Raw genomic sequence first — 22,305 nt, 5'->3', positions numbered from 1 at the left:
TTGTTCGGCGCGTTGATGTAAGACATGGCCGAACGAGTTGAGGAGAGAGAGCAATGTTCCTGACCAATCGCGACATGGTGGAGCTTCAGGCCTTCCGGCATGACTTGCACCGGCACCCGGAAGTCTCGGGCGAGGAACGCGAAACGGCGCGTCGGGTCGTCGAGGCGCTCCGCCCCCTGGCACCGGCAAAGGTGATAACCAATCTCGGCGGTCACGGCGTGGCAGCCGTCTTCGAGGGGAGTGCATCCGGCCCCACCCTGCTCTTCCGCGCCGAACTGGACGCCCTGCCGATCGAAGAGAAGTCGGAGGCGGACCATCGCTCGACGACCCCGGGGAAAGGGCATCTCTGCGGCCATGACGGCCATTCCACCATCCTCCTCGCACTGGCAACCGGCCTGTCGCGCACACCCGTGGCGCGCGGGCGTGTTGTTCTGCTGTGGCAGCCAGCGGAAGAAGATGGCAGTGGTGCTGCCGCCGTGCTAGCCGATCCCCGCTTTGCAGAAATCCGTCCCGACTTTGCCTATGCGTTGCATAATATGCCGGGGCTCGCCTTCGGCACGGCCGCGCTGAAAAGTGGCCCGGTCAACTGCGCCTCGCGCGGCATGAAGATCAGGCTGTCCGGCAAAACGGCCCATGCCTCGCAGCCCGAGACCGGCCTCTCGCCGATGGCCGCGATCTCGCAGCTGATGCCGGCCCTCACCGCCCACTCCCACGGTGCACCGCCTGCGACCGATTTCACGCTGGCAACCGTGACCCACGCTTCGCTCGGCGAACAGGCCTTCGGCATTGCCCCCGGCGATGCCGAGATCTGGGTGACGCTCCGCACGCTCATCGACGACCGCATGGCGGATCTGTGCGGCAAAGCAGAGGACCTGGTGGCCGAAGCCGCCCGCGAAGCCGGCCTCGAACACGCGGTCAGCTATCACGACATTTTCTTCCATTGCGAAAATGCACCGGATGCCGTTGCCCATCTCGAAGCCGCACTTGCGGCCGAGAAAGTGCCTTTCGACGAAGGCGACTTGCCGATGCGCGCCTCCGAGGATTTCGGACGCCTGCGCACTGTCTGCCCGTCGGCCATGTTCTTTCTGGGCGCTGGCGAGAAGCATCCGGCTCTTCATAACCCCGACTACGACTATCCCGATGATCTGACTGCCATAGGCGCAAGGGTCTTCATGGCGGTCATCCGGCAGACGCTCAGCTGATCCAAAGAAGGATCAGCTGTCCGGAAAGCCGCGCTCGGCCCATTCGGCACGCGGCACGGTCTTTCCGATCGACAGCGAGAAACGCACCACCTCGGTGGCGTCGTCATCTACCTCACAGCGAACGCCGATGTTGATCCAGGCGCCATTGATGTCCCGGAAGGCGGCAAGCGGTACATCCACGACATTGCCCTCCTTCAGCCTGAGGATGGGCAGAAGATACGGCACATAGGATGGCGAACCATTGCGAAGCTGCTGGCTGAGTTCGGTGCCGCAAAGCTGGTCGCCGCGTTCCTGGCGCGTGAGCCCCGCCATGGCGGTCATCGCTGCCTGATCGCCAGAGATGGCAGACGAAAAGAGCTCGGTCACTTCTCGAGGCTGAAGCGCTGCCTCGGCAACAGCGGTGACGACAGCCGCATCGCTGGGCTGGTCCTCGGCGGATGCCTCTTCCTCGCCAGCACCCTCCAGCGTCTCCTCAGCCGCTTCGTCGAGCGCACCTTCCATCGGCGGCGCCTCGGGCAAAGCGATCTCCGGCTGGGCGAGCGTCGGCGCGGCGTCGGCTACCTCTTCCGCCTGCTCCTCGGCCTGCGCTTCTTCGGCAGCATCGGGTTCGGCCTCGGTTCCGCGCGACAGCTCAGGGCCGCTGTCACGTTCCCCGAATCGCACCACCGGCCGCAGGACCGGGATCGGCGCCGTCGCCGCATCCGGCAATTCGGGTTCCGGCACAGGCGGCTGCTCGGCGGGCTCTGGTTGCGGCGCAGGTGCGGGCGGCTCCGGCTGAGCCTCGGGCTCTGGGGCAGGCTCTGGCTCGGGTGCGGGCGGCGGTTCGGACGGCTCCGGCTCGGCCGGCTCCTCTTGCGCTTCCTCGGCCTCCTCGGGAACCGGCACCGGCTCGGGTTCTTCGGGCGGCGCAACCAGCGTCACCTCGATTGCCTGCTCCTGCTCACTCAATTCGACCGGGTTGTCGAAACTCAACAGGAAGACGGCCACTGCAAGCCCATGCAGCAACAGCGAAACGGCGAACCCTCCGCCGAGGCGCCGCCAACCAGTCTTCCTCGTATCCGTCATGGTCTGATCCATAGCGACGATTGCGGCGAAAAGGGAGGCGAAAGAACGCTGTGCCTAAACAATGGCGCCTGCCATCCCATTTACTACTTCCCAGATAGGGCTATGATGACCATAATTCTAGTCATCTACATTCTCACGGAGAAGCGAAGTGACAAGGGTCAACATCGCGACGGCCAAGGCGCATCTGAGTGAACTCGTGGTCAAGGCCGAACAGGGCGAGACGATAGAAATAGAGCGTCACGGCAGGCCTGTGGCCCGCTTGGTCCCCGCAGAACAATCTCGCGAACCCATCGACTTCGACTGGCTGGATGGTTTGATCCAGACAATGCCGCCGACAGACGCGGATGGTACGCGCCGTCTGCGTGATGAAGACCGTTACTGATGAACTATCTCGACACCTCCATCATCGTCGCTCTCCTGACCCGTGAGCCGGCAGCAGACCGGGTCACGGTGTGGCTACGACAACAGGCCACCGGCTCCCTGCATGTCAGTGGATGGACGATGACAGAATTCTCCTCGGCCTTGTCGCTGAAGCTTCGAACGGGCCAGGTTGATATCGCACAGAAGACGATGGCACTGGCAGCCTTCAATCGTCTCGTCTACCGCTCGCTCGTGATGCTTCCGGCCGCCCTGCCGGACTTTCACGCGGCTGCGCGCTTGTGTGATCGGACCGAGCTCGGCCTGCGCGCCGGAGACAGTCTTCACATCGCCATTGCAATCAGGTCCGGCTTGCCGATCGCCACGCTCGACAAGGTGATGGCGGCGGCCTGCCATGTGATCGGCCACCCGGTTCAGCTCCTCTGACAATGCAAAACCCGCCGGATCGCTCCAGCGGGCTTCCAAATTCAGATGCTGCGTAGCCACTCAGCTGTCGAGGAACGACCGCAACTTCCTCGAACGGCTCGGATGCTTCAGCTTCCTGAGCGCCTTCGCCTCGATCTGACGGATACGTTCGCGGGTGACCGAGAACTGCTGGCCGACTTCTTCGAGCGTATGGTCGGTGTTCATGCCGATCCCGAAGCGCATGCGCAGCACGCGTTCTTCACGCGGCGTCAGCGAGGCCAGAACGCGGGTCGTCGTTTCGCGAAGGTTGGCCTGAATGGCCGCATCGATCGGCAGAAGCGCGTTCTTGTCCTCGATGAAATCGCCGAGGTGGCTATCCTCTTCGTCACCCACGGGGGTTTCAAGCGAGATCGGCTCCTTTGCAATCTTCAGAACCTTGCGGACCTTTTCGAGCGGCATGGCCAGCTTTTCGGCCAGTTCTTCCGGCGTCGGTTCGCGGCCGATCTCGTGCAACATCTGGCGCGATGTGCGGACGATCTTGTTGATCGTCTCGATCATGTGCACCGGAATACGGATCGTGCGAGCCTGGTCGGCGATCGAACGGGTGATCGCCTGACGGATCCACCAGGTCGCATAGGTCGAGAACTTGTAGCCGCGACGATACTCGAACTTGTCGACCGCCTTCATAAGGCCGATATTGCCTTCCTGAATGAGATCGAGGAACTGCAGGCCGCGGTTCGTGTACTTCTTGGCGATGGAGATGACGAGGCGCAGGTTTGCCTCGACCATTTCCTTCTTGGCGATGCGCGCTTCGCGTTCGCCTTTCTGGACCATGGACACGATGCGACGGAATTCGGCGATCGAGATGCCCGTTTCGGTGGCAAGGTTCTGGATCTCGCCTCTGATGTCGCGGATCGTCTGGTTTTCCTCGCGCGCAAAATCCTTCCAGCCACGGGCGGAAAGATTGGCGATCGACTTCATCCAGTTCGGATCGAGCTCGGCACCCTGGTATTGCTCGAGGAAGCTGTCACGCTTGACGCCGTAGCTTTCGGCAAGACGCAGCAGACGGCCTTCGTTCTGCATAAGGCGCTTGGAGATGTCGTAGAGCTGCTCGACGAGGCTGTCGATGCGGTTCTGGTTGAGCGACAGCGACTTGACCGCCGTGACCAGCTGATCCTTCAGCTCCTTGTAGCGGCGCTCCTGGCCTGATGACAGCGTGCCGGCACAGGCGAGACGTGCCTCCACCTGCTGGTCCTGCAGCTTGCGCAGCTTCTTGTAGGTGTCAGCGATGAGGTCGAGGGTCTCCATGACCTGCGGACGCAGTTCCGATTCCATCGCGGCGAGCGACAGGTTCGATTCGTCCTCGTCCTCTTCCTCTTCTTCCTGCGGCAAGCCCTCGCCGCCCATGGCGGTGATGTCGTCGTCGTCGCCGGTAGCTGCCTGCGGACGGCGCTTGGCGCGCTCCCGTTCCTTCTCCTCGGCAGCTTTACGATCAGCCTCGATCTTTTCAGGAGACTGGAACTGCGGAGCAGCCTTGGCTTCCGGACCGGAATAGGTGGTTTCGAGATCGATGATCTCGCGCAGCAGCGTCGTGCCTTCGTTCAGCTCGTCGCGCCAGATGATCAGCGCCTGGAAGGTCAGCGGGCTCTCGCACAGGCCCGAGATCATCGTCTCGCGGCCGGCCTCGATGCGCTTGGCAATGGCGATTTCGCCTTCGCGCGACAGAAGCTCGACGGAGCCCATTTCGCGCAGATACATGCGCACGGGGTCGTCAGTGCGGTCCGTCGGCTCTTTCTTCTTGGCAGTTGCAACAGCCGTGCCGGCGGATGGAGCAAGCTCCCCGCCTTCGCTTTCGCCGTCTTCGTCGTCATTGTCTTCGGCCGCGGCCGGCTCGTCGGCATCCTCGTCTTCGATGACGTTGATGCCCATGTCAGACAGCATGGCCATCGTGTCCTCGATCTGCTCGGAGGTCACTTCCTCCGACGGCAGAACCGAGTTCAACTCATCCATGGTCACATAGCCGCGCTTCTTGGCGGCTTTGATCATTTTTTTGACCGCGTCATCCGAAAGATCGAGAAGCGGGCCGTCCGTCGCGCCGTCGCGTTCGCCTTCGGCTTCTTCGTTTTCTTTGACTTTCGATGCCATTTATCTTGTCGCTTTCCCTGACGTCTGATCATGCTGCTGGCCGCCGGACCGATGGGAGAGCGGACCACTCGCCCGGGCGGATAGCTGTCTGTGACCTAACGGAGTGTTGCTTAATTCCTGATTAACTAAGGGCATTGCGGTCGCAGCGCCGAACTCGTGATAGACTGCATGACCGGTCACCATACCAGAGATCCGTCCGAACCCACTTCACCCTTGTGTGCTTGGATTGGTGATTCCCACAATTTTTCCTGGCGTCAAGCCTTTCCGCAGGCCGGATCGAGAAAATCAACAAAACAAGCCGTCTAACGGCGTCTTTATCACCGATCTTCGCAGATGTAAGGCGTCTCGCCCGAGAAACAAGGGGCAGACCGCTTCAGCAGCACGTCACGTGGACAAGACTCCATCCGCCTTGACCCCTGTCAGGAACCAGACCCGCATTGGGCCTTTGCCCTTGACCTCGATCTCGCCACGCAATTCGAAATCGAACCGGTCCTCGAGCCTCGACTTGAGACAGTCGGCCGCCTGGATGCGCCCGGCGACGCCATGCGATTCCATGTGCGCGGCCGTGTTCACCGTATCGCCCCAGACATCGTAGAGCAGCTTGTTCGGCCCGATGACGCCGGCGACGACCGGCCCCGTGTCGAGACCGATCCGCACCTCGACCGGTTCTCCCACCTGCTCCGAGATCCGCCGGCAGCAGGCCAGCAATTCGAGCGCCATCAACGCGACCATGGCCTCGTGATCCGGTTGCGGCTCCGGCAGCCCGCCGGCGACCATGTAGGCGTCCCCGATCGTCTTGATCTTCTCCAGGCCGTGGGCGCTTGCAATCGCGTCGAACTGCCCGAAGACCCGCCCCAGGAATGCAATGACCTGCTGCGGTTCCCAGCGCGCCGCACGCGGCGTGAAATCGACGATATCGGCAAACAGGATGGTCGCGGACGGAATCTGGTCAGCCACCATCTGGGTCCGGTGATCGCGCAATCTGACGGCCACGGCCTGTGGCAGGATATTCTGCAGCAGGCGCTCCGAAAACTGGTGCTCGGACTCGAGCGCCATTTCAGCCTGCGCCGCCTCCTTGAACGCGAAAAAGGACGTCGTGAAGATCAGCAGGAAGGCAAAGGGGACGGTCAGATAGTAGAGCGTGTCGAGAAAGATCGGCTCGACACGGATGAAGCTGAGCGGCTCAACGAACAGGACCTCCGTCGCGAGAAAGGCGATCAATCCGCCAGTCGTCACACAGGCCGAGATGAACAGGCGCTCCGAGCCGAAGACCAGCAGCGAGGCAGCAGCCCCCGGCAGGAAATAAAAGTGCAGCCCCGAATCGCGGCCGAAAAACATGCAATAGCCGACCCCGAAGATCAGCCACATGGTGCACAGATACAGCGCACCCGAGATCGGACCATAGCGGTGAAAATAGGGGGTCAGCGCATAGAAGACGAGCTGAGGCGAAAAGGCGATGATCGCCGGCAGCAGCCCATACCAGTCGTAGAGTGCATAGAGCAGGATATAGGGAATGGTCATCAGGCTGACCATCGCCGCAATCACGTTCGTCACCGCCAATCTGCGACGTATCCGTGGCGGATACCCCGCCGTCCCGATCCTCGCCACCCACCAGACTGCATTCGGCAAACGCCAGAACGAGCGTGATTTGCGCCCGTTCTGGGCCATAAAGTCGAATTCGGGCTGCGACACTCTTGCATCCGGTGAGAATTGTTCAGCACCTGAATCCCGCATTTGGCGCCGGGGCGCAACAGATTTATGCAAACGATTACATTCAGCCGTGCCCTATGGCCGCACCCTTGACGCGGCCGGACATCACGCCGAAACCATCGATGATCGCCTCCTGGTTTTCCATGCGCGTCACCTCAAGCTGAACCTCATGCAGCGCGCTGATCACCTGCTCGATGCGGGCGCCATCATCCGTCTCTGTCGCCTCTGCGACCTCGCGCTCGAGTTCCATGCGCTGACGTTTCAGCGCGCGCGCCCGCTTGTAGAGCGAGAGTGCCTGGCCGTAGCCCTCGCGCGCATCCTCGGAGGCCGCGATCTCGGTCGCGATCCAGAGGCGTGCATTGCGGATCTGCTGATCGATTGCGCGGAGCAGCGTCCCGTGACCGTGAGCCTCCAGTTTCTGGATCAGCACCTCGCGCGTCAGGGACGCGCCGGCTTCGGCGACCGCAGTCAACAGCGACGACCACATCTTCTGCAACCCGACATTCTCGAAATCAATCGAGGCGATCTCGTCATACTCGTCCTCGAGCAAGCGCGGATGGTTGACGATGGTGAGCGCCAGCACGCTCTCTCTCAGCGTCGGCTGGTCGAGCGCGCCGCGCACGAGCCCCGAGCGCGCGAGCCGATCCGAAATGGCCCCACGACTGGATGCGACCGGACCCGGCGGCCGCCCACCGGTACGACCGCCCTGCCCCTGGCCGCGTCCGCCGCCCTGGAAATTGCCCCGCTCGCCGCGCCCCGGCTGACTGGCCTGGAAGAACCCATAGAGCCTGTCACGCACGTCCTGTTGGTAGTGACGGCGCACATTCTCGTCGCCGATCACATTCACGATCTGCTTGAGCTTCGCCTCGAGCTCCGCCCGTTTTTCCGGCGTATCGAAACCGCCGCCTTGCGTTTCGCGCATCCAGACCATCTCGGCGAGAGGCCGGGCTTCACCCATGACACGGTCGAAAGGCTGGCGCCCGTCACGCTTGACGAGGTCATCAGGATCCTTGCCGTCAGGCAGCATGGCGAACCGCAGCGACTGCCCCGGCTTGATGTGTGGCAGTGCCAGGTCAACCGCGCGAAACGCTGCCCGCTGGCCCGCGCCGTCACCATCGAAGCAAAGCACCGGCACAGGCGTCGTCTTCCACATCAGCTGCAGCTGATTTTCGGTGAGCGCTGTACCGAGCGGGGCGACAGCATTCTCAATCCCCGCCTGATAGAGTGCGATCACGTCCATATAGCCTTCGACGGCAATCAGCGTATCGGCCCCATCCGCCCCTTGCATCGCTCGGCGAGCACGCGAGAAGTTGTAGAGCACGTTGCCCTTGTGGAAGAGCTCGGTCTCGTTGGAATTGAGATATTTCGCCATAGCATCCGCCGCCATGGCGCGCCCGCCGAAGGCTATCACCTTGTCGCGCGACGACAGGATCGGAAACATGATGCGGTCGCGGAAACGGTCATAGGAGACGGGAATGTCCGGTCCGTGCACGACAAGCCCGCAGGCCTCGATCTGCTCCTTCGGCACCCCCTTGGATGCCAGGTACTCTTTCAGCGCATTGCGGCTTTCCGGTGCATAGCCAAGCCGAAACGTCTCGATCGTCCGACCGGACAAGCCCCGCTCGCGCAGATAGGCGCGTGCCCTTGCGCCATTTGCCGTCTGCAATTGATCCTGGAAAAACTGCGTCGCCATCTCCATGACGTCCTGCAGCGTCGTGCGTTCCCGCTCTCGCCGCTCTGCCTGCGGATCGGGCTGCGGCATCGCAATGCCGGCCATGTCGGCGACCTGCTGCACGGCCTCGATGAAGCTCAAACCCTCGAGATCGGTCAGGAAGCGGAAATGGTCACCGGACACCCCACAGCCGAAACAGTGATATCGCCCCTTGCGATCCTCGCAGTGAAAGCTCGGGCTCTTTTCGCCATGGAAGGGGCAGCAGGCCCAATAATCCTGACGCGACACATTGGTTTTCTTGCGATCCCAGGTCACGCGACGACCCACGACGGCCGAAATCGGCACGCGGTCACGGATCTCGTCGAGGAAGTCATTGGAAAAGCGCATCTGTATCCCTGGGAAGCTGATCCTCCATATAGGCGCGCCGCGCGCAGAGCGCCAAGGCTTTCGCGCGCCGTACCCGTTATTCACAGAACGTGATCTGAAGTCCTGCGCCACTTGGTCGACGAGCAAAAGCGCTCCAAGCCCTGAACGCAAGACGCCGCCCGAAGGCGGCGCCGAAAATGCGAAGACGTGAGCCTTACTTGAGCAGGTCCTTGACCACGCCAGAGGCCTTGCCGAAATCCATCTGGCCCGAATAGCGTTCCTTGAGCGTGCTGATGCACTTGCCCATGTCGCGCAGCCCTTGAGCCCCGGTTTCGTTGATCACGGCAGCGCAAAGCTCCCGTACCTTCTCTTCCGGAAGCTGCTCGGGCATGAACGACTTGATGATCTCGATTTCCTCGCGCTCCTGAGCGGCGAGCTCCGGACGGTTGTTGTCCGCATAGATGCGGGCAGACTCGTCGCGCTGCTTCATCATCTTCATCAGGATCTGCATGATTTCATCGTCGCTGACCGGATCCTTGCCGGTGCCGCGATGAGCGATGTCACGGTCCTTGATCGCGGTCTGGATCAGACGCACGGTCGAAGTTCTGCGGACATCCTTGGCCTTCTGGGCCTCTTTCAGCGAGTTGGCGAGCGTGTCGCGTAGCATTTTCTTCTCCGGTGAAAAGCCTCGCCGCCCTGTGGCGATTGTGGCTTTTCCGTGTTTGTTTGAGTGGTTCTCTTAGCCAGACATCTGCTGCAGTGCAAACGAATTGAACAAACCATTGAAATGGCTTGGGAGAAATCCGGAGCACAAGCGACTCCGGAATTGACCTCGCCACGCGATGCGTCTATTGCTCGGCACCTGCACGCAAAATTGTCATCAGGGCTGAAAACGCGCGACTTCGCGCGCCCTCGATCTGCAACATAAATGGTCCTGCGATACCGCTCCGACAAGGGGCCGGCACGCGGGCGAAGAAGGAACGACCATGACCGCGACAGCCCCCTGGACGACCCGCAAGCCGACCGCCCTTCTCGTTCTCGCCGACGGCACGGTCATCGAAGGCCACGGAATCGGCGCGACGGGCAAGGTCCAGGCCGAGGTCTGCTTCAACACGGCACTCACCGGTTACGAGGAAATCCTCACCGATCCCTCCTATCTCGGCCAGATCGTCACCTTCACCTTCCCGCATATCGGCAATGTCGGCACCAACGACGAAGACATCGAAGACCTGACGCCGGCTGCACGCCACGGCGCGGTCGGCACCATCTTCAAGGCCGACATCACGGAGCCATCAAATTATCGTTCAGCCAGCCATCTAGACGCCTGGCTGAAGAGCCGCGGCATCATCGGCCTCTCCGGCGTAGACACCCGCGCACTGACCGCCTGGATCCGTGAGAACGGCGCGCCGAACGCCGTCATCGCCCACGACCCGAACGGCGTCTTCGACATCGAGGCCCTGAAGGCCGAAGCCAAGGCCTGGAGCGGTCTCGAAGGCCTCGACCTCGCCAAGGTCGCCTCCTCCGGTCAGTCCTCCGTCTGGGACGAGAAGGCATGGAACTGGACCGAAGGACACACGACACTCGGCGCCGCGGATGCCAAGTACCACATCGTCTGCGTCGACTTCGGCGTGAAGCGCAATATCCTGCGCCTCTTTGCCGGCCTCGACTGCAAGGTCACCGTCGTTCCCGCCAACACCTCAGCTGAAGACATTCTGGCGCTGAACCCGGATGGCGTCTTCCTGTCCAACGGACCGGGCGACCCGGCCGCGACCGGCGAATATGCTGTCCCCGTCATCCAGAACCTGGTCAAGAGCGACAAGCCGCTCTTCGGCATCTGCCTCGGCCACCAGATGCTGGGCCTGGCGCTTGGCGGAAAGACCGAGAAGATGCATCAGGGCCACCACGGTGCAAACCACCCGGTCAAGGACTTCACCACCGGCAAGGTGGAGATCGTCTCGATGAACCACGGCTTCGCGGTCGACTCGAAGTCGCTTCCGGAAGACGTTGAACAGACTCATATTTCCCTCTTCGACGGCACGAACTGTGGCCTGCGCCTCAAGGGCAAGCCGGTCTTCTCCGTGCAGCATCACCCGGAAGCCTCTCCCGGCCCGCAGGACAGCCACTACCTCTTCCGCCGCTTCATCAACATGGTGCGCGAGAACAAGGGCGAACCGGCACTTGCCGAACGCTGAGCGATTTCAGACAGGTTGAAGATGACGGCCCGGCTTATTCCCGGGCCGTTTGCATTTCATGCCGGACCTTCAGGTAGAAACGAAGGCTCAGCATGACCGCGGCACTCGCGAGCCCCAGGCAGAAACCGTACCAGATGCCGATGCCACCAATGCCGAGCGGGAAGGCCATGAGCCAGGCAAGGAAAAAGCCGATCGGCCAATAGGCGACGAGCGCCAGGATCATCGGCACACGCGCATCTTTCAGCCCACGCAACAGCCCCGCCGCAATCGCCTGCAACCCGTCGACCAGCTGGAACAGCCCCGCCACCATGACAAGCGGCCCGGCAAAGGCGAGCACATCGGCCGCGGCCGGCGCATTCTCGTTGATGAAGGCGGCCGACAGTTGACCCGGCACGAGCAGGAACAGGATCCCGCCGGACAGGGACAGCAGTCCGGCAATCGCCAGCACCGTGATCGACGCCCGCACCAGCTCCGGATAATTGCCCCGTCCATGGGCGAGCCCGACCCGGACGGTCGCGGCCTGCGCCAAACCGAGTGGGATCATGAAGGCGATCGAGGCGAGCTGCAAAGCGATGCCATGCGCCGCGAGTTCGATCGTCCCGATCCGGCCCATCAGCAGCGAGGCGGCGCTGAACAGGCTCACTTCGGCCAGCACGGTGACGCTGATCGGCATGCCGAGATGCAGTACCTCGAGAAACGCCTGCCAGTCGGGTCGCCAGAAGCGGATGAAGAGCTCGTAGCGCTTCGTCTCGTCGCGGGTCTGGATATAGATGACCATCGCCACGAAGCTCACCCACTGCACGATGACGGCAACGATCGCGGCACCGGTCATGCCGAGCGCCGGCAGGCCGAAATGACCGAGCACCAGCGCATAGGCGAGAATGGCATTGAGCAAGAGGATGCCGAGCGTTACCCAGAGCACGATCCGCGCCCGTCCCGTCGCGCTCACCAACGCACGCAACACGGCAAAGAGAAGCGCCGGCAAGAGGCCGAGCTGGATGATGAAGACATAGTTTGCCGCAAGCGCCGCAACTTCAGGCTTCTGGCCAAGCGCCAGCAGGATCGCCTCGGCATTGAAGAAGAGCGGCATCGTCAGGATCACGTAAAGGATGGAGACCCACATGCCCATGCGGATGGAGCGACGGACGGAGACGACATCACCCCGGCCATAGGCCTGCGCCACCATCGGCATGACAGCCATGGAGAAGCCCGAGCCGAAGATGAAAAGGGTGAAGAAGAACTGGCCGGCGAGCACCATGGCGGCCAGCGGCACGGCCCCCAGCTGCCCCACGATCACCACATCCGTCGTGTGGATGCCGAGCTGCGCCAGCTGGGCCCCAATCAGAGGAATGCCGAGCGAAAGCGTCGCGCGGATGTGCGACATCCAGGTGCCGGCGCCAACAGGTGCATGGCTGTGGGTTTCGAGCGTGGCGATATCGGTGTGCATGGCTTGGATCTCAACGAAAAAAGCCGCTTCCAGGATACTGGCGAGCGGCATGTCGCAACGGGATAAGCGGCAATAGGCATTCCAGCAAGACGAAATCACCAGAGTGCAGAATTTTTGCGCAATGCATCAGAGATATTGATGAAAAATCCGCCATTTCCTGGCGGTTTGCCTGGTCGATGTCGATCAAAAACGCGAACCGGGAACGGAAGCGAGCGAAACCGACCTTTTCTGCTTCACCGGAACGCGCTTATGGTCTCCTCCCCTGAAAGCAGCGAGAGAATGATCGAGACATGTTGGAACTGATTTGGCGCGGCGCGATCATCGGCTTCGGAGCAACCGTCGCCATGGACATCTGGGCGGCCATTCTGACTGTGGTCTTCAAGCAGCCAAAGCCCAACTGGGCGCCGGTTGGACGCTGGTTCTACCATCTGAAGTCCGGACGGGTCTTCCACGACACCATCGCGGATGCGGAACCCTACAAACATGAACTGGCCCTCGGCTGGATCTCGCACTACGCCGTCGGCATCGCCTACGGCATCATGCTGGCCTTGCTCGTCGGGCCGACCTGGTTCGCGGAGCCGACCTTCCTGCCCGCCTGGATCTGGGCAATCGCCACGGTCGCCGCCGGTTGGTTCCTGCTTCAGCCGGGCCTCGGGATCGGCTGGGCAGCCTCTAAGACCCCGAACCCCACCAAGGTCCGTGCCCTCAACCTCGTGGCACACACAGTGTTCGGCCTCGGCCTCTGGCTGACGGCGCTGCTCATTCGGTGAGGAAACCGGCGCGTCAGATCGCGCCGGAGAAGGTGTCGCAGGCGCCCACATCGCCGCTGTCATAGCCGCGCTTGAACCATTTCATCCGCTGGGCGGACGTGCCGTGGTTGAAGGCATCCGGCACCACATAACCCTGGCTGCGCTTCTGCAAGGTGTCGTCGCCGATCTGCTGCGCGGCATTCAACGCTTCCTTGAGATCGCCGTCGGACAGGATACCTTCCTTGTCGGCGGACTTGGCCCAGATACCGGCATAACAATCGGCCTGTAGCTCGACGCGCACGGACATCTGGTTCGCCTCACGCTCGCCCATGGATCGACGCTGACGGTTGAATTCTGGCAGCACGCCCGTCAGATTCTGCACGTGATGTCCGACCTCATGCGCGATGACATACGCCTGGGCAAAATCGCCGGCCGCATCGAACTTCTGTTCGAGCTGGTCGAAGAATTCCGTGTCGAGATAGACCTTGCTGTCAGCCGGGCAATAGAACGGACCTGTGGCCGACGAGGCCTGGCCGCAGGGCGAGGATGTGGAACCCCCGAAAAGCACCAGCGTCGGCTCCCGGTATTGCTCACCGGAGGCGGAGAAGATCGCATTCCAGGTGGTTTCCGTCTCTGCCAGAACTGTGCGGACAAAAGCGGTCGTGTCGTCGCTGGACTGGCCCGCCGGCCGCTGTCCGATCGACTGCTCATATCCGGAACCTGAACCACCGACATTGCCCTCGCCCAGGACTTGCAGCATGTCTATGCCCATCGCCTTGAGCACGAAATAGACAATGACGAGAAAGATGATCGTCCCGAAGCTCAAGCCTCCGCCACGGCGCCCGCCCATGGGGAGCTGTATGCCGGAACGGCCGAAGGGGTTGCGCCCCAGACCCCGGCCACTCGATTGGCCGCGCCGATCCTCGACATTGTCCGACTGCCGACGGCCTTTCCATTCCATGACGCTTCCTCTCCCGCTCACGCATCTAACAATGGGAAGATAGCGGAACTGTTCCACGACGCCAGTGACGTGAAGCGTTTCTTGCGCGGCAAGGCCCGCGACCGGGGCGAATTGCCGTCACTCAGCTCTTCGCGTAGCCGTATTTGCCGCCGCGCGCCAGCGCCCGCTGGTAGGCCGGCCGCGCGCGGATCCGTTCCATCCAGCCGCGCAGCACTGTCGTGTCCTTGGCCCCGGCAATCCGGGTCGTCCCGGCTTCGACCGGAAAACTCATGGCAATGTCGGCGGCCGAAAAATCCTTGCCGGCAAACCAGCCTTCCTTGCCAACCTCGGCAATCCAGAGATCGAGATGGTCGGCCAGTTGCGGATCGATCAGCTTCTTCGCCACGCCCTGGCTGATCATCTTGGCCACCGGCCGGATGAAGAAGGGAACCTGCCCCGGAATGCGGGCGAAGATCAGCTTCATCACCAGAAGCGGCATGGCCGAGCCCTCGGCGTAATGCATCCAGTAGCGATAGCGCAGCCGCTCATCGGTGCCGGCGGCAGGTCGCAAGCCCTCGCCGCCATAGGTCTCGATCAGATACTCCATGATCGCGCCGCTTTCTGCGACCACCCGTCCATTGTCCTCGATGACAGGCGACTTGCCGAGCGGATGCACGGCCTTGAGCTCCTTCGGCGCCAGATACTCCTCTGTCCGATGATAGACCTTGACCTGGTAGTCGAGCCCGAGCTCTTCCAGCAGCCAGAGAATGCGGTGGGCGCGGGAATTGTCCAGGTAATGCACGGTGATCATCAGGGAAGATCCTTGGATTGTCATTGATTGAACTATCTAGTGGCCGTGGACACATCCGTCGAGCCGGACGTCCCAGTTTCTCGAAAACGGCCGCCGGATCGCAGCGAGCGAGCACTTGGCAGACACTGCCCCGCATGCGAGTCTTTCCGAAACCGCACTTTGGGAGGAGTGACATATGAAGGCGATGCGACTGGAGGCGACTGGCCGGCTGTTCACCCGCGAGGTCGAAAAGCCGATGCCCGGACCGGACGATCTCCTGGTCAGGGTCGAGGCCTGCGGTGTCTGCGGCACCGATCGGCATCTCTTCAAGGGGGAGTTTCCCTGCACACCACCCGTGACACTGGGCCATGAATTCAGCGGCATCGTCGAAGAGCTCGGCGCAGGTGTGACCGGCTTTGCCATCGGCGATCGCATCACCGGCGACCCGAACATCGCCTGCGGCCGCTGCAGCCACTGCGTGGGTGGCCGCGTCAATCTCTGCCGCAACCTTAGGGCCATCGGCATCCACCGCGGTGGGGGCTTCGCCGACTACGTCATCGTCCCCCAGAAGCAGGCCTTCCTTCTTCCCGCCGATCTCGACCCGATGCACGGTGCCTTCTGCGAACCTCTCGCCTGCTGCCTGCACGGCATCGATCTCGCGGAAATCAAGACCGGCGCATCGGTCGTGGTTCTCGGCGGTGGCGTCATCGGATTGCTGACGGTCCAGCTGGCCCGGCTCGCAGGCGCGACCACAGTCATCCTCGTGACCAGACAGGCGAGCCGCCGCAACCTTGCCGAAAACCTCGGCGCCACGGCCAGCGTCGATCCGGCAGCGGGTGACGTGATTACACAGATTGCAGGCGAAACGGGCCTCGTCCCGGGCGGTGTCGATGTCGTTCTCGAATGCGCCGGCGTCGGCGAAACGGTGATCCAGGCGACGAAACTCGTGCGTCCCGGCGGCACAGCCGTCATCCTCGGCGTCATGCCCCAGGGCGAAACGGTCGCGATCGAGCCTTTCGACCTCCTCTTTCGGGAGGTGAAACTGGTCACCTCCTTCCTCAATCCCTTCACGCATCGCCGCGCCGCGGACCTGATCGCTTGTCGCAAGATCGAAGTGGAGAAGCTCATCTCGCGCAGGGTCTCGCTCGACGAGGCCCCCGAGGTCGTCGCCAACCCGCCGCAACCGGGCGAGGTCAAGGTCCTCGTCGTTCCCGGTCTCTGATCAAAGCTGCGGGCGCTTGTCCTTCCAGGGCCGCGCCTGTTCCAGTTGGCCCGCAAGCGAAAACAGCGTGTCCTCGTCGGCAAAGCGGCCGACGAACTGCATACCGATCGGCAAGCCTTCGGGCGACCAGCCTGTCGGAACCGACATGGCCGGCTGGCCGGTGACATTGAAGACCGGCGTCCAGGGAATGAACTCAAAGGTCTGTGCCGCCAGTTGTTGGGCAATACCAAGCTTTTTGAGCAAGCGCCCGCCCCCGACATGACCGAGCACCGTCAGAAGTTTCGTCTCGATCGCACTCGGCTGCAGCGCGCCGATCTTCACCGGCAATGACGACAGAATGGGCGTCATCAACACATCGACATCATCGAAGAAACCGAGAATGGAACGGGCCGAGAGCGTCAGATAGCGATGCGCGGTGATGAGGTCGGCCGCTGTGAACCCCTCGCCCAGCAGCCCCATGCCGAAGGTCGAGGCATCATAGTCACGGGGCCGGATCTTCACGCCGAAAGTCTTCGCGGTAAACTCGATGTCGGCACGGAGTTCCCCGGCAAGCGCCGTCAGGAAAGCCATGGAGAAGGCCTCGCGCTCGACGGGCGGTGCAGCCTCGATCACCTCGTGACCGAGTTCGATCAGCAGCGCCACTGCCTCGTCGAAGGCTGCGATCACCTCCGGTGCGACGGCCCTGCCGAGCATGGGCTCGCGGGAAACCGCAATCCGAAGTTTTGCAGGCGCCCGATGAACGGCATCGAGAAACCTGCCCTCATGCAGCGGCAGCGGATGCGGCGAACCGCGATCCGGCCCGTGGGTCGCATCGAGCACGGCGGCACTGTCCCGAACCGAGCGCGTCAGCACATGTTCGCCGGCAAAGCCTGACCAGGCCTCGCCGATGAACGGGCCAGCCGGCGTGCGTCCGCGCGTCGGCTTCATCCCGAAGATGCCGCAGGCGGAAGCCGGAATGCGGATCGAGCCGCCACCGTCGCCACCCGAAGCGATCGGCACCATGCCGGAGGCGACGGCAGCAGCAGAACCGCCCGACGAGCCGCCGGGCGTCCGCGCCAGATCCCATGGATTGCGGGCCGGACCGTTTGCACCGGGCTCGGTATAGGGCGTCAAGCCGAACTCGGGCGTGTTGGTCTTGCCCGCGATGACAAGGCCACAAGCACGCCAGCGCCTAACAAGCTCGCTGTCGCCGGTAGCATTCCGAGAAGCCCAGAGGCGATTGCCGTTTCCGGTCGGCACGCCATCGACCTGCGCCAGGAGATCCTTGATCAGGAACGGCACGCCTGCGAGCGGTCCGTCACCGATCCCGACGTCAACCTGCCTCTGTGCATCCTCGAAGAGCGGCCGGATCACCGCATTGAGCTGCGGATTGACCTGTTCAATGCGGGCAATGGCCGCCTCGAGCACCTCGGCCGCCGAAACCTGCCCCCGGCGGATCAGTTCCGCCAATCCCATGCCGTCGTGATTGCCGTAGTCTTCGAACATGCCCTGCCCCGTCTCCGTGACGTCTCCGCCCCGTCTCGAATGGATTCGCTGACGAACTGTTTCGCCATCCAAAGCACAAGGCAAGCCCCACGGAGCCTACCGGATCAGTCGAATATAAAGAACTACTTAACCATGAGCTCTTAGAGTTCGTCTCAAATGCGCGAGGTCTGCTCTTACAGCGGACCGTTGCGCCGTGACATTGCAAGGCTAATGAGGGAACGGCCCATGCTCTTCAGATCCGCCACGAGCCGGAACATCTTTTCGACAGTCGGACTCGGCGTCATAACCACCATAGGCGTTGCCGCGACGCTGGTCGGGCTGACCTATGATCACATCCGCGAAGCCGGCATCAACGAGATGCGCGTGGCCGCATCCGATGCCTCGGGCGACATCGAACAGAGCCTGAAGGCATCCTACCAGATGGTCGAGGGCATGCGGACCTCCGTCGAGGCCCTGCGCGCCAATGGCCTTGCCGACCGCAGCACCGCCATGGCCTTGATGACCGGCGCGCTCGAAGCCTATCCGGGCGCGATCGGCGTCTCCACCGGTTGGGAACCCGACACGTTCGACGGGAAGGATGCAGATTTCGTCGGCAAGCCGGTCCATGACGCGACGGGCCGCTTCGTGCCCTACATCTTCCGCTCCGGCGGCGTCATCAAGACCGACGTCCTCGTCGACTACGACAAGCCGGGCGCCGGCGACTACTACCAGCTGCCGGTCAAGACCGGCAAATCCGTGCTCATGGAGCCTTACGTCTATCCGGTGGACGGCAAGGACGTGTTGATGACAACGGTCTCCGTCCCGATCTTCGATCAGGGCAAGTCGGTCGGCTACATCGGCGCCGACATCGATCTCGACCAGACGGCGACGGATCTCGCCGCGAAGCGACCGCTGGGCGACGGCTACATCGCCCTCCTCTCCTCTGCCAATGCCTTCGTCAGCCATCCGGACAAGGATGTGATGGGCCAGCCGCTGAAGGACAGTGGTGTCGATGCCACGGCCTGGGAAGCGGTCCTGAAAGCACCCGGCAGCGTCGGCACCATCGTCGACAAGGACGGCATCGAACGCATGGCGGTCGCAGTCCCGATCGAGCCCTTCCCCGGTGCCGTCTGGAATGTCGTCGTCTCGGTCCCGAGCGCGACGGTGCTCGGCGCCCTGACAGAGACGATTTCCACCTCGGCCCTCATCATCACCGGTGCCACCATCCTGCTGATCGTCGTCGGCTGGTTGCTTGCCCGCCGCTTCGTCGGCCGGATCAACCGGGTCATCGGCCAGACGACCGAGATTGCGGCCGGCCGTCTGGACGTCGAGCTCACCGACAAGGATCGCGGCGACGAGCTCGGCGATCTATCCCGGTCGCTCCAGGTCCTGCTGGAAAGCAACCGCAAGAAGATCGAACTGGAGAAAGAGGCCGAAGCCCGCTTCGAGCAGGAAGAGATCGAACGCGTCGAACGCTCCAAGGGCCACAAGGCCCGCGAAGAAGAGATCCGCCTCGTGGTCGACGAATTGCGCGCGGGCCTCGCGCGGCTCTCCGACGGCGACATGACGGTGCGCCTCGACAAGCCCTTCTCGCCGGCCCTCGACGAAATCCGCGGCAACTTCAACGATTCGATCGAGAAGCTGCGCGCCGCAATGAATTCCTTCCGCGACAACGCGGCCACGATCGAAAACGGCTCGAACGAGATCCGCTCGGCCGCCGACGACCTCGCCCGCCGCACCGAACAGCAGGCCGCATCGGTCGAACAGACCTCGGCGGCGCTGTCGCAGATCACCCGCTCGGTCAAGGAATCGACCCAGCGCGCTGAAGAGGCCGGACAGCAGGTCAGCCGCACCAAGGAAAGCGCCGAACGCTCCGGCGATGTGGTGCGCTCCGCCATCGATGCGATGAGCGCGATTGAACAGTCCTCGCAGTCCATCTCCAATATCATCGGCGTCATCGACGAGATCGCCTTCCAGACGAACCTGCTGGCACTCAACGCCGGTGTCGAGGCAGCGCGCGCCGGCGAAGCCGGCAAGGGTTTTGCCGTCGTTGCCCAGGAAGTTCGCGAACTCGCCCAGCGCTCGGCCAATGCGGCGAAGGAGATCAAGACCCTGATCACAGCCTCCGGCGAACAGGTGAAACACGGTGTCTCGCTCGTCGACCGAACCGGCGAAGCCCTAACCGCCATCGTTGCCGAAGTTCAGCAGATCAACACAAACGTGCATGCCATCGTCGAAGCCGCGCGCGAGCAGTCGACCGGACTGGCCGAGATCAACTCGGCGGTCAACATCATGGACCAGGGCACGCAGAAGAACGCCGCGATGGTCGAGGAGACCAACGCAGCTTCGCACACACTGGTCACCGAAGTGCAGTCTCTCTCGGCCCGCCTCGCCCAGTTCAACCTCGGCTCGGCAACGCGGCCGGTGTCGACCTCGTCCCCGGCCGCCAGATCCTTTGCCAGCCCGGCCGTCGCATCTGCACGTCCGGCTGCGGCGAGCCAAACGGCCCGCCCCGTCACCTCGCCCGCCCGCGCGCTCGCCGGCAAGATCGCCTCGGCCATGGGCGCGAAACCCGCCCCGAGCGGCAGCGAGTGGGAGGAATTCTGAGCTCTGCCCAAGAGACCGAAACGACGAAATGGCGGGCTCGACCCGCCATTTTCTTATGGCAGTGTCCGGCTCACTCCGGATCGAAGACCATCAGTTCTTCGAAGTGGTTCATGTCGTCGAAGGCGCAGAAGGCAGGCGCCCTGAGTTCGATGACCGGCGAACGCCGTCGGATGTCCTGTGCGATCTCGTCCAGGAACGGCACCCACTCAGCCATGGTCACATCGTCGAACCGCTCGATCATGTAGGCGAAGGTGATGTGGAACACATAGGTCTCGTGGTCCGGATGCCGGTAACCCAGAAGATCAGCGAAGCGATTGCGCCAGTCTTTGAGAACATCCCGGTCGCGCTGCGTGACCCCATCGACCGTCAGACCGTTCGGCGTCGCATGGATCACCCCCACGGCGAAGGCTTCTCCGGGCCGAAAATGCGCCAGACGATCCATGAAGATCGCCGTCATGTCGTCGACCGGCGTCTCCACCGGCACATCTGCGGGCCAATAAGGCAGCTCCCGCCGGGTCTCGATGATCCCCTGAAAGAGCGTCATGTGCAGGCTGGAGGCAGCTGTGAACGCGAGTTTGTCGGCACCAGGCATCGCCTGATAGCGGGCGCGGGCATCGAGGATGGCGGCAGCACTCTGAGAGTTCTCGAGGAGATGGCAGACTACTGTATTACCGCGTTCTGAGAGAAATTTTCCGGATTCATCGTAGCGCTTCCCGAGATGTGGAATGGGGCCTGGATTTCGAGAGCGAGAGGCGAAACGCAGGTGATCGGGAAAGACGGTGAGATCTGGACGCAATGTGGCAAACCCTCGAAAAAAAGAGCGCCCGGATATCAATGGTATGTGAACTCGATGTGACGCGATGCTGTGCCTGTTGCCTATGGCCTCCAGGATATGAGCCATCTCCAACGCATTCTTAAGGTATCCACGGCACACAATATCGACGGCAAGGATATAGGAGACGAGGGATGCTGACGCGGGAGGCAGTAAACCTGCGTGCATGGTTGTTGATCACCATGCTCGCCAGCATCATCATCAACGCTATTTTGCTATCCCAATCCAAGATTTCCGTGGACTATGCATCCCTGAGACCGGCAGCGACGAGCCTCACCGTCTTGATCTTAACAGGCATCATCTGCGCACGTCGCCAGTTTCACAGCTGGGCGCACGTGATGGAGACGCTGGCAATCGGCATTGTTTTGTCGATTCTGGGACTCATTGCATCCTATCTCGCTACCTCGTTGGGGCGTCCCCTTGCCGATGAGATCTTAGTGGATGCCGACCGGGCCGTCGGCTTCGATGGCGCAGCGTTCATCCGGTGGGTCGATTCTCAACCATGGGTCGCATGGCTGCTCATTCAGGCCTATGCATCCTTCGCTTTCCAACTAGTGCTCCTCCCGATCATATTGATCCTTGCGCGACAAGCAGCACGCGGGTTCGGCCTTGTGCTCGCCTATGCAATAGTCTGCTTTGTCGCCAGTTTCGTCTCGATCTGGTTTCCCGCCGTCGCAGCGAACATCACGTATGGAATCGAAGGGACGAGCCTGCGGGCCATTAACGCGCAATTTGGGTTCGCATTTCTCGAGCAGTTTCATGCTGTGCGTGACCAAGACCATTTTGTTTTGTCGCTGAACCAAGCACAGGGCATTCTCACATTTCCCTCTGTCCACACTGCTACTGCCGTCGTTTGCGCCGCTTGCATGCTGTCTCTGCGCTGGCTTCGCTATCCAATTCTTCTTTTGAACATCGGCATGATCACCTCCACTCTCACCCATGGCGGTCACTACCTCGTGGATGTATTGGCCGGCGTCGTCCTGGCGCTCGCCGCACTCCTCCTCGTAAAGCGCTTGGCCGTCACAGCTCCGCCCATCCTGCGTCGGCGGATGCGTAACTTGGCGGCAGACGACGCTGCATCAAGATAATTGCGGCAAAGCCGCTTGGTGATGAAGTGAG

Annotated in this window: 18 protein-coding genes; 8 read left to right on the top strand and 10 right to left on the bottom strand. The window is 62.3% G+C overall.

Annotation, left to right across the window (positions count from 1 at the left end; translation table 11 throughout):
- Positions 1–53 precede the first annotated feature (53 nt).
- Complete coding sequence (locus E9677_RS10370; protein WP_136558005.1) at positions 54–1,202, top strand: amidohydrolase; 1,149 nt, start codon at positions 54–56, stop codon at positions 1,200–1,202.
- 12 nt (positions 1,203–1,214) lie between these two features.
- Here E9677_RS10370 and E9677_RS10365 read toward each other — a convergent pair whose 3' ends face one another.
- Positions 1,215–2,267 carry a DUF930 domain-containing protein gene (locus E9677_RS10365; protein ID WP_136558004.1) on the bottom strand — a complete coding sequence of 351 codons (1,053 nt, stop codon included), beginning with the start codon at positions 2,265–2,267 and terminating at the stop codon, positions 1,215–1,217.
- A 148-nt stretch (positions 2,268–2,415) separates the two neighbouring features.
- Between E9677_RS10365 and E9677_RS10360 the strand changes: the two genes are divergently transcribed.
- Complete coding sequence (locus E9677_RS10360; protein WP_136558003.1) at positions 2,416–2,649, top strand: type II toxin-antitoxin system Phd/YefM family antitoxin; 234 nt, start codon at positions 2,416–2,418, stop codon at positions 2,647–2,649.
- On the top strand, positions 2,649–3,071 hold the full coding sequence (locus tag E9677_RS10355; RefSeq protein ID WP_136558002.1) for a type II toxin-antitoxin system VapC family toxin: 423 nt from the start codon (positions 2,649–2,651) through the stop codon (positions 3,069–3,071). The genes E9677_RS10360 and E9677_RS10355 overlap by 1 nt, the downstream gene beginning before the upstream one ends.
- Positions 3,072–3,131: 60 nt before the next feature.
- On the opposite strand, the gene rpoD is transcribed toward E9677_RS10355, so the two are convergent.
- From rpoD to E9677_RS10335, 4 genes are all read right to left on the bottom strand, one after another.
- Positions 3,132–5,195 carry an RNA polymerase sigma factor RpoD gene (gene rpoD, locus E9677_RS10350; protein WP_136558001.1) on the bottom strand — a complete coding sequence of 688 codons (2,064 nt, stop codon included), beginning with the start codon at positions 5,193–5,195 and terminating at the stop codon, positions 3,132–3,134.
- A gap of 384 nt (positions 5,196–5,579) precedes the next feature.
- Positions 5,580–6,863 carry an adenylate/guanylate cyclase domain-containing protein gene (locus E9677_RS10345; protein ID WP_328591138.1) on the bottom strand — a complete coding sequence of 428 codons (1,284 nt, stop codon included), beginning with the start codon at positions 6,861–6,863 and terminating at the stop codon, positions 5,580–5,582.
- Positions 6,864–6,969: 106 nt separating this feature from the next.
- Positions 6,970–8,964, bottom strand: coding sequence for a DNA primase (gene dnaG / locus E9677_RS10340; RefSeq protein WP_136557999.1), 1,995 nt, complete (start codon positions 8,962–8,964; stop codon positions 6,970–6,972).
- Positions 8,965–9,157: 193 nt separating this feature from the next.
- Complete coding sequence (locus E9677_RS10335; RefSeq protein ID WP_136557998.1) at positions 9,158–9,610, bottom strand: GatB/YqeY domain-containing protein; 453 nt, start codon at positions 9,608–9,610, stop codon at positions 9,158–9,160.
- Between the two features lie 319 nt (positions 9,611–9,929).
- Between E9677_RS10335 and carA the strand changes: the two genes are divergently transcribed.
- Entirely contained in the window at positions 9,930–11,135 is a 1,206-nt protein-coding gene (gene carA, locus E9677_RS10330; RefSeq protein WP_136557997.1) for a glutamine-hydrolyzing carbamoyl-phosphate synthase small subunit, read from the top strand.
- A gap of 34 nt (positions 11,136–11,169) precedes the next feature.
- Here the strand turns inward: carA and E9677_RS10325 are convergent, their stop codons facing one another.
- A complete protein-coding gene (locus E9677_RS10325) occupies positions 11,170–12,582 on the bottom strand; it encodes an MATE family efflux transporter (protein WP_136557996.1) in 1,413 nt (470 codons plus the stop codon).
- Positions 12,583–12,872: 290 nt separating this feature from the next.
- Between E9677_RS10325 and E9677_RS10320 the strand changes: the two genes are divergently transcribed.
- Positions 12,873–13,352, top strand: coding sequence for a DUF2938 domain-containing protein (locus E9677_RS10320; RefSeq protein ID WP_136557995.1), 480 nt, complete (start codon positions 12,873–12,875; stop codon positions 13,350–13,352).
- A gap of 13 nt (positions 13,353–13,365) precedes the next feature.
- On the opposite strand, the gene ypfJ is transcribed toward E9677_RS10320, so the two are convergent.
- On the bottom strand, positions 13,366–14,292 hold the full coding sequence (gene ypfJ / locus E9677_RS10315) for a KPN_02809 family neutral zinc metallopeptidase (RefSeq protein ID WP_136557994.1): 927 nt from the start codon (positions 14,290–14,292) through the stop codon (positions 13,366–13,368).
- Positions 14,293–14,413: 121 nt separating this feature from the next.
- Positions 14,414–15,082, bottom strand: coding sequence for a glutathione S-transferase family protein (locus E9677_RS10310; protein ID WP_136557993.1), 669 nt, complete (start codon positions 15,080–15,082; stop codon positions 14,414–14,416).
- Between the two features lie 175 nt (positions 15,083–15,257).
- On the opposite strand from E9677_RS10310, the gene E9677_RS10305 reads away from it, so the two are divergent.
- A complete protein-coding gene (locus tag E9677_RS10305) occupies positions 15,258–16,283 on the top strand; it encodes a zinc-dependent alcohol dehydrogenase family protein (RefSeq protein ID WP_136557992.1) in 1,026 nt (341 codons plus the stop codon).
- Here the strand turns inward: E9677_RS10305 and E9677_RS10300 are convergent, their stop codons facing one another.
- Entirely contained in the window at positions 16,284–17,768 is a 1,485-nt protein-coding gene (locus tag E9677_RS10300; protein ID WP_136557991.1) for an amidase, read from the bottom strand. It lies immediately after the preceding gene.
- Between the two features lie 225 nt (positions 17,769–17,993).
- Here E9677_RS10300 and E9677_RS10295 point away from each other — a divergent pair, with 225 nt between their 5' ends.
- A complete protein-coding gene (locus E9677_RS10295; RefSeq protein WP_136557990.1) occupies positions 17,994–20,354 on the top strand; it encodes a methyl-accepting chemotaxis protein in 2,361 nt (786 codons plus the stop codon).
- Between the two features lie 70 nt (positions 20,355–20,424).
- On the opposite strand, the gene E9677_RS10290 is transcribed toward E9677_RS10295, so the two are convergent.
- A complete protein-coding gene (locus tag E9677_RS10290; protein ID WP_235882902.1) occupies positions 20,425–21,150 on the bottom strand; it encodes a DUF1868 domain-containing protein in 726 nt (241 codons plus the stop codon).
- Positions 21,151–21,320: 170 nt separating this feature from the next.
- Here E9677_RS10290 and E9677_RS10285 point away from each other — a divergent pair, with 170 nt between their 5' ends.
- The gene (locus tag E9677_RS10285) at positions 21,321–22,274 is read left to right on the top strand and encodes a phosphatase PAP2 family protein (protein ID WP_136557988.1); all 954 of its coding nucleotides are present in this window, start codon (positions 21,321–21,323) and stop codon (positions 22,272–22,274) included.
- The last annotated feature ends 31 nt before the right edge of the window (positions 22,275–22,305 follow it).

Source organism: Peteryoungia rhizophila (assembly GCF_004912145.1).
In the GTDB taxonomy this organism is placed as follows: Bacteria; Pseudomonadota; Alphaproteobacteria; order Rhizobiales; family Rhizobiaceae; genus Allorhizobium; species Allorhizobium rhizophilum.
Note: the sequence above shows the minus strand (reverse complement) of the source record. Positions and strands in the feature narration are given on the sequence as shown.

What these genes read in the sequence shown, in the direction of transcription:
- ypfJ (WP_136557994.1), bottom strand. Translation starts at nt 14,292, where the DNA reads ATGGAATGGAAAGGCCGTCGGCAGTCGGACAATGTCGAGGATCGGCGC.
- E9677_RS10285 (WP_136557988.1), top strand. Translation starts at nt 21,321, where the DNA reads ATGCTGACGCGGGAGGCAGTAAACCTGCGTGCATGGTTGTTGATCACC.
- E9677_RS10310 (WP_136557993.1), bottom strand. Translation starts at nt 15,082, where the DNA reads ATGATCACCGTGCATTACCTGGACAATTCCCGCGCCCACCGCATTCTC.
- carA (WP_136557997.1), top strand. Translation starts at nt 9,930, where the DNA reads ATGACCGCGACAGCCCCCTGGACGACCCGCAAGCCGACCGCCCTTCTC.
- E9677_RS10295 (WP_136557990.1), top strand. Translation starts at nt 17,994, where the DNA reads ATGCTCTTCAGATCCGCCACGAGCCGGAACATCTTTTCGACAGTCGGA.
- E9677_RS10305 (WP_136557992.1), top strand. Translation starts at nt 15,258, where the DNA reads ATGAAGGCGATGCGACTGGAGGCGACTGGCCGGCTGTTCACCCGCGAG.
- E9677_RS10345 (WP_328591138.1), bottom strand. Translation starts at nt 6,863, where the DNA reads ATGGCCCAGAACGGGCGCAAATCACGCTCGTTCTGGCGTTTGCCGAAT.
- E9677_RS10355 (WP_136558002.1), top strand. Translation starts at nt 2,649, where the DNA reads ATGAACTATCTCGACACCTCCATCATCGTCGCTCTCCTGACCCGTGAG.
- E9677_RS10335 (WP_136557998.1), bottom strand. Translation starts at nt 9,610, where the DNA reads ATGCTACGCGACACGCTCGCCAACTCGCTGAAAGAGGCCCAGAAGGCC.
- E9677_RS10365 (WP_136558004.1), bottom strand. Translation starts at nt 2,267, where the DNA reads ATGACGGATACGAGGAAGACTGGTTGGCGGCGCCTCGGCGGAGGGTTC.
- E9677_RS10300 (WP_136557991.1), bottom strand. Translation starts at nt 17,768, where the DNA reads ATGTTCGAAGACTACGGCAATCACGACGGCATGGGATTGGCGGAACTG.
- dnaG (WP_136557999.1), bottom strand. Translation starts at nt 8,964, where the DNA reads ATGCGCTTTTCCAATGACTTCCTCGACGAGATCCGTGACCGCGTGCCG.
- E9677_RS10370 (WP_136558005.1), top strand. Translation starts at nt 54, where the DNA reads ATGTTCCTGACCAATCGCGACATGGTGGAGCTTCAGGCCTTCCGGCAT.
- E9677_RS10320 (WP_136557995.1), top strand. Translation starts at nt 12,873, where the DNA reads ATGTTGGAACTGATTTGGCGCGGCGCGATCATCGGCTTCGGAGCAACC.
- E9677_RS10325 (WP_136557996.1), bottom strand. Translation starts at nt 12,582, where the DNA reads ATGCACACCGATATCGCCACGCTCGAAACCCACAGCCATGCACCTGTT.
- rpoD (WP_136558001.1), bottom strand. Translation starts at nt 5,195, where the DNA reads ATGGCATCGAAAGTCAAAGAAAACGAAGAAGCCGAAGGCGAACGCGAC.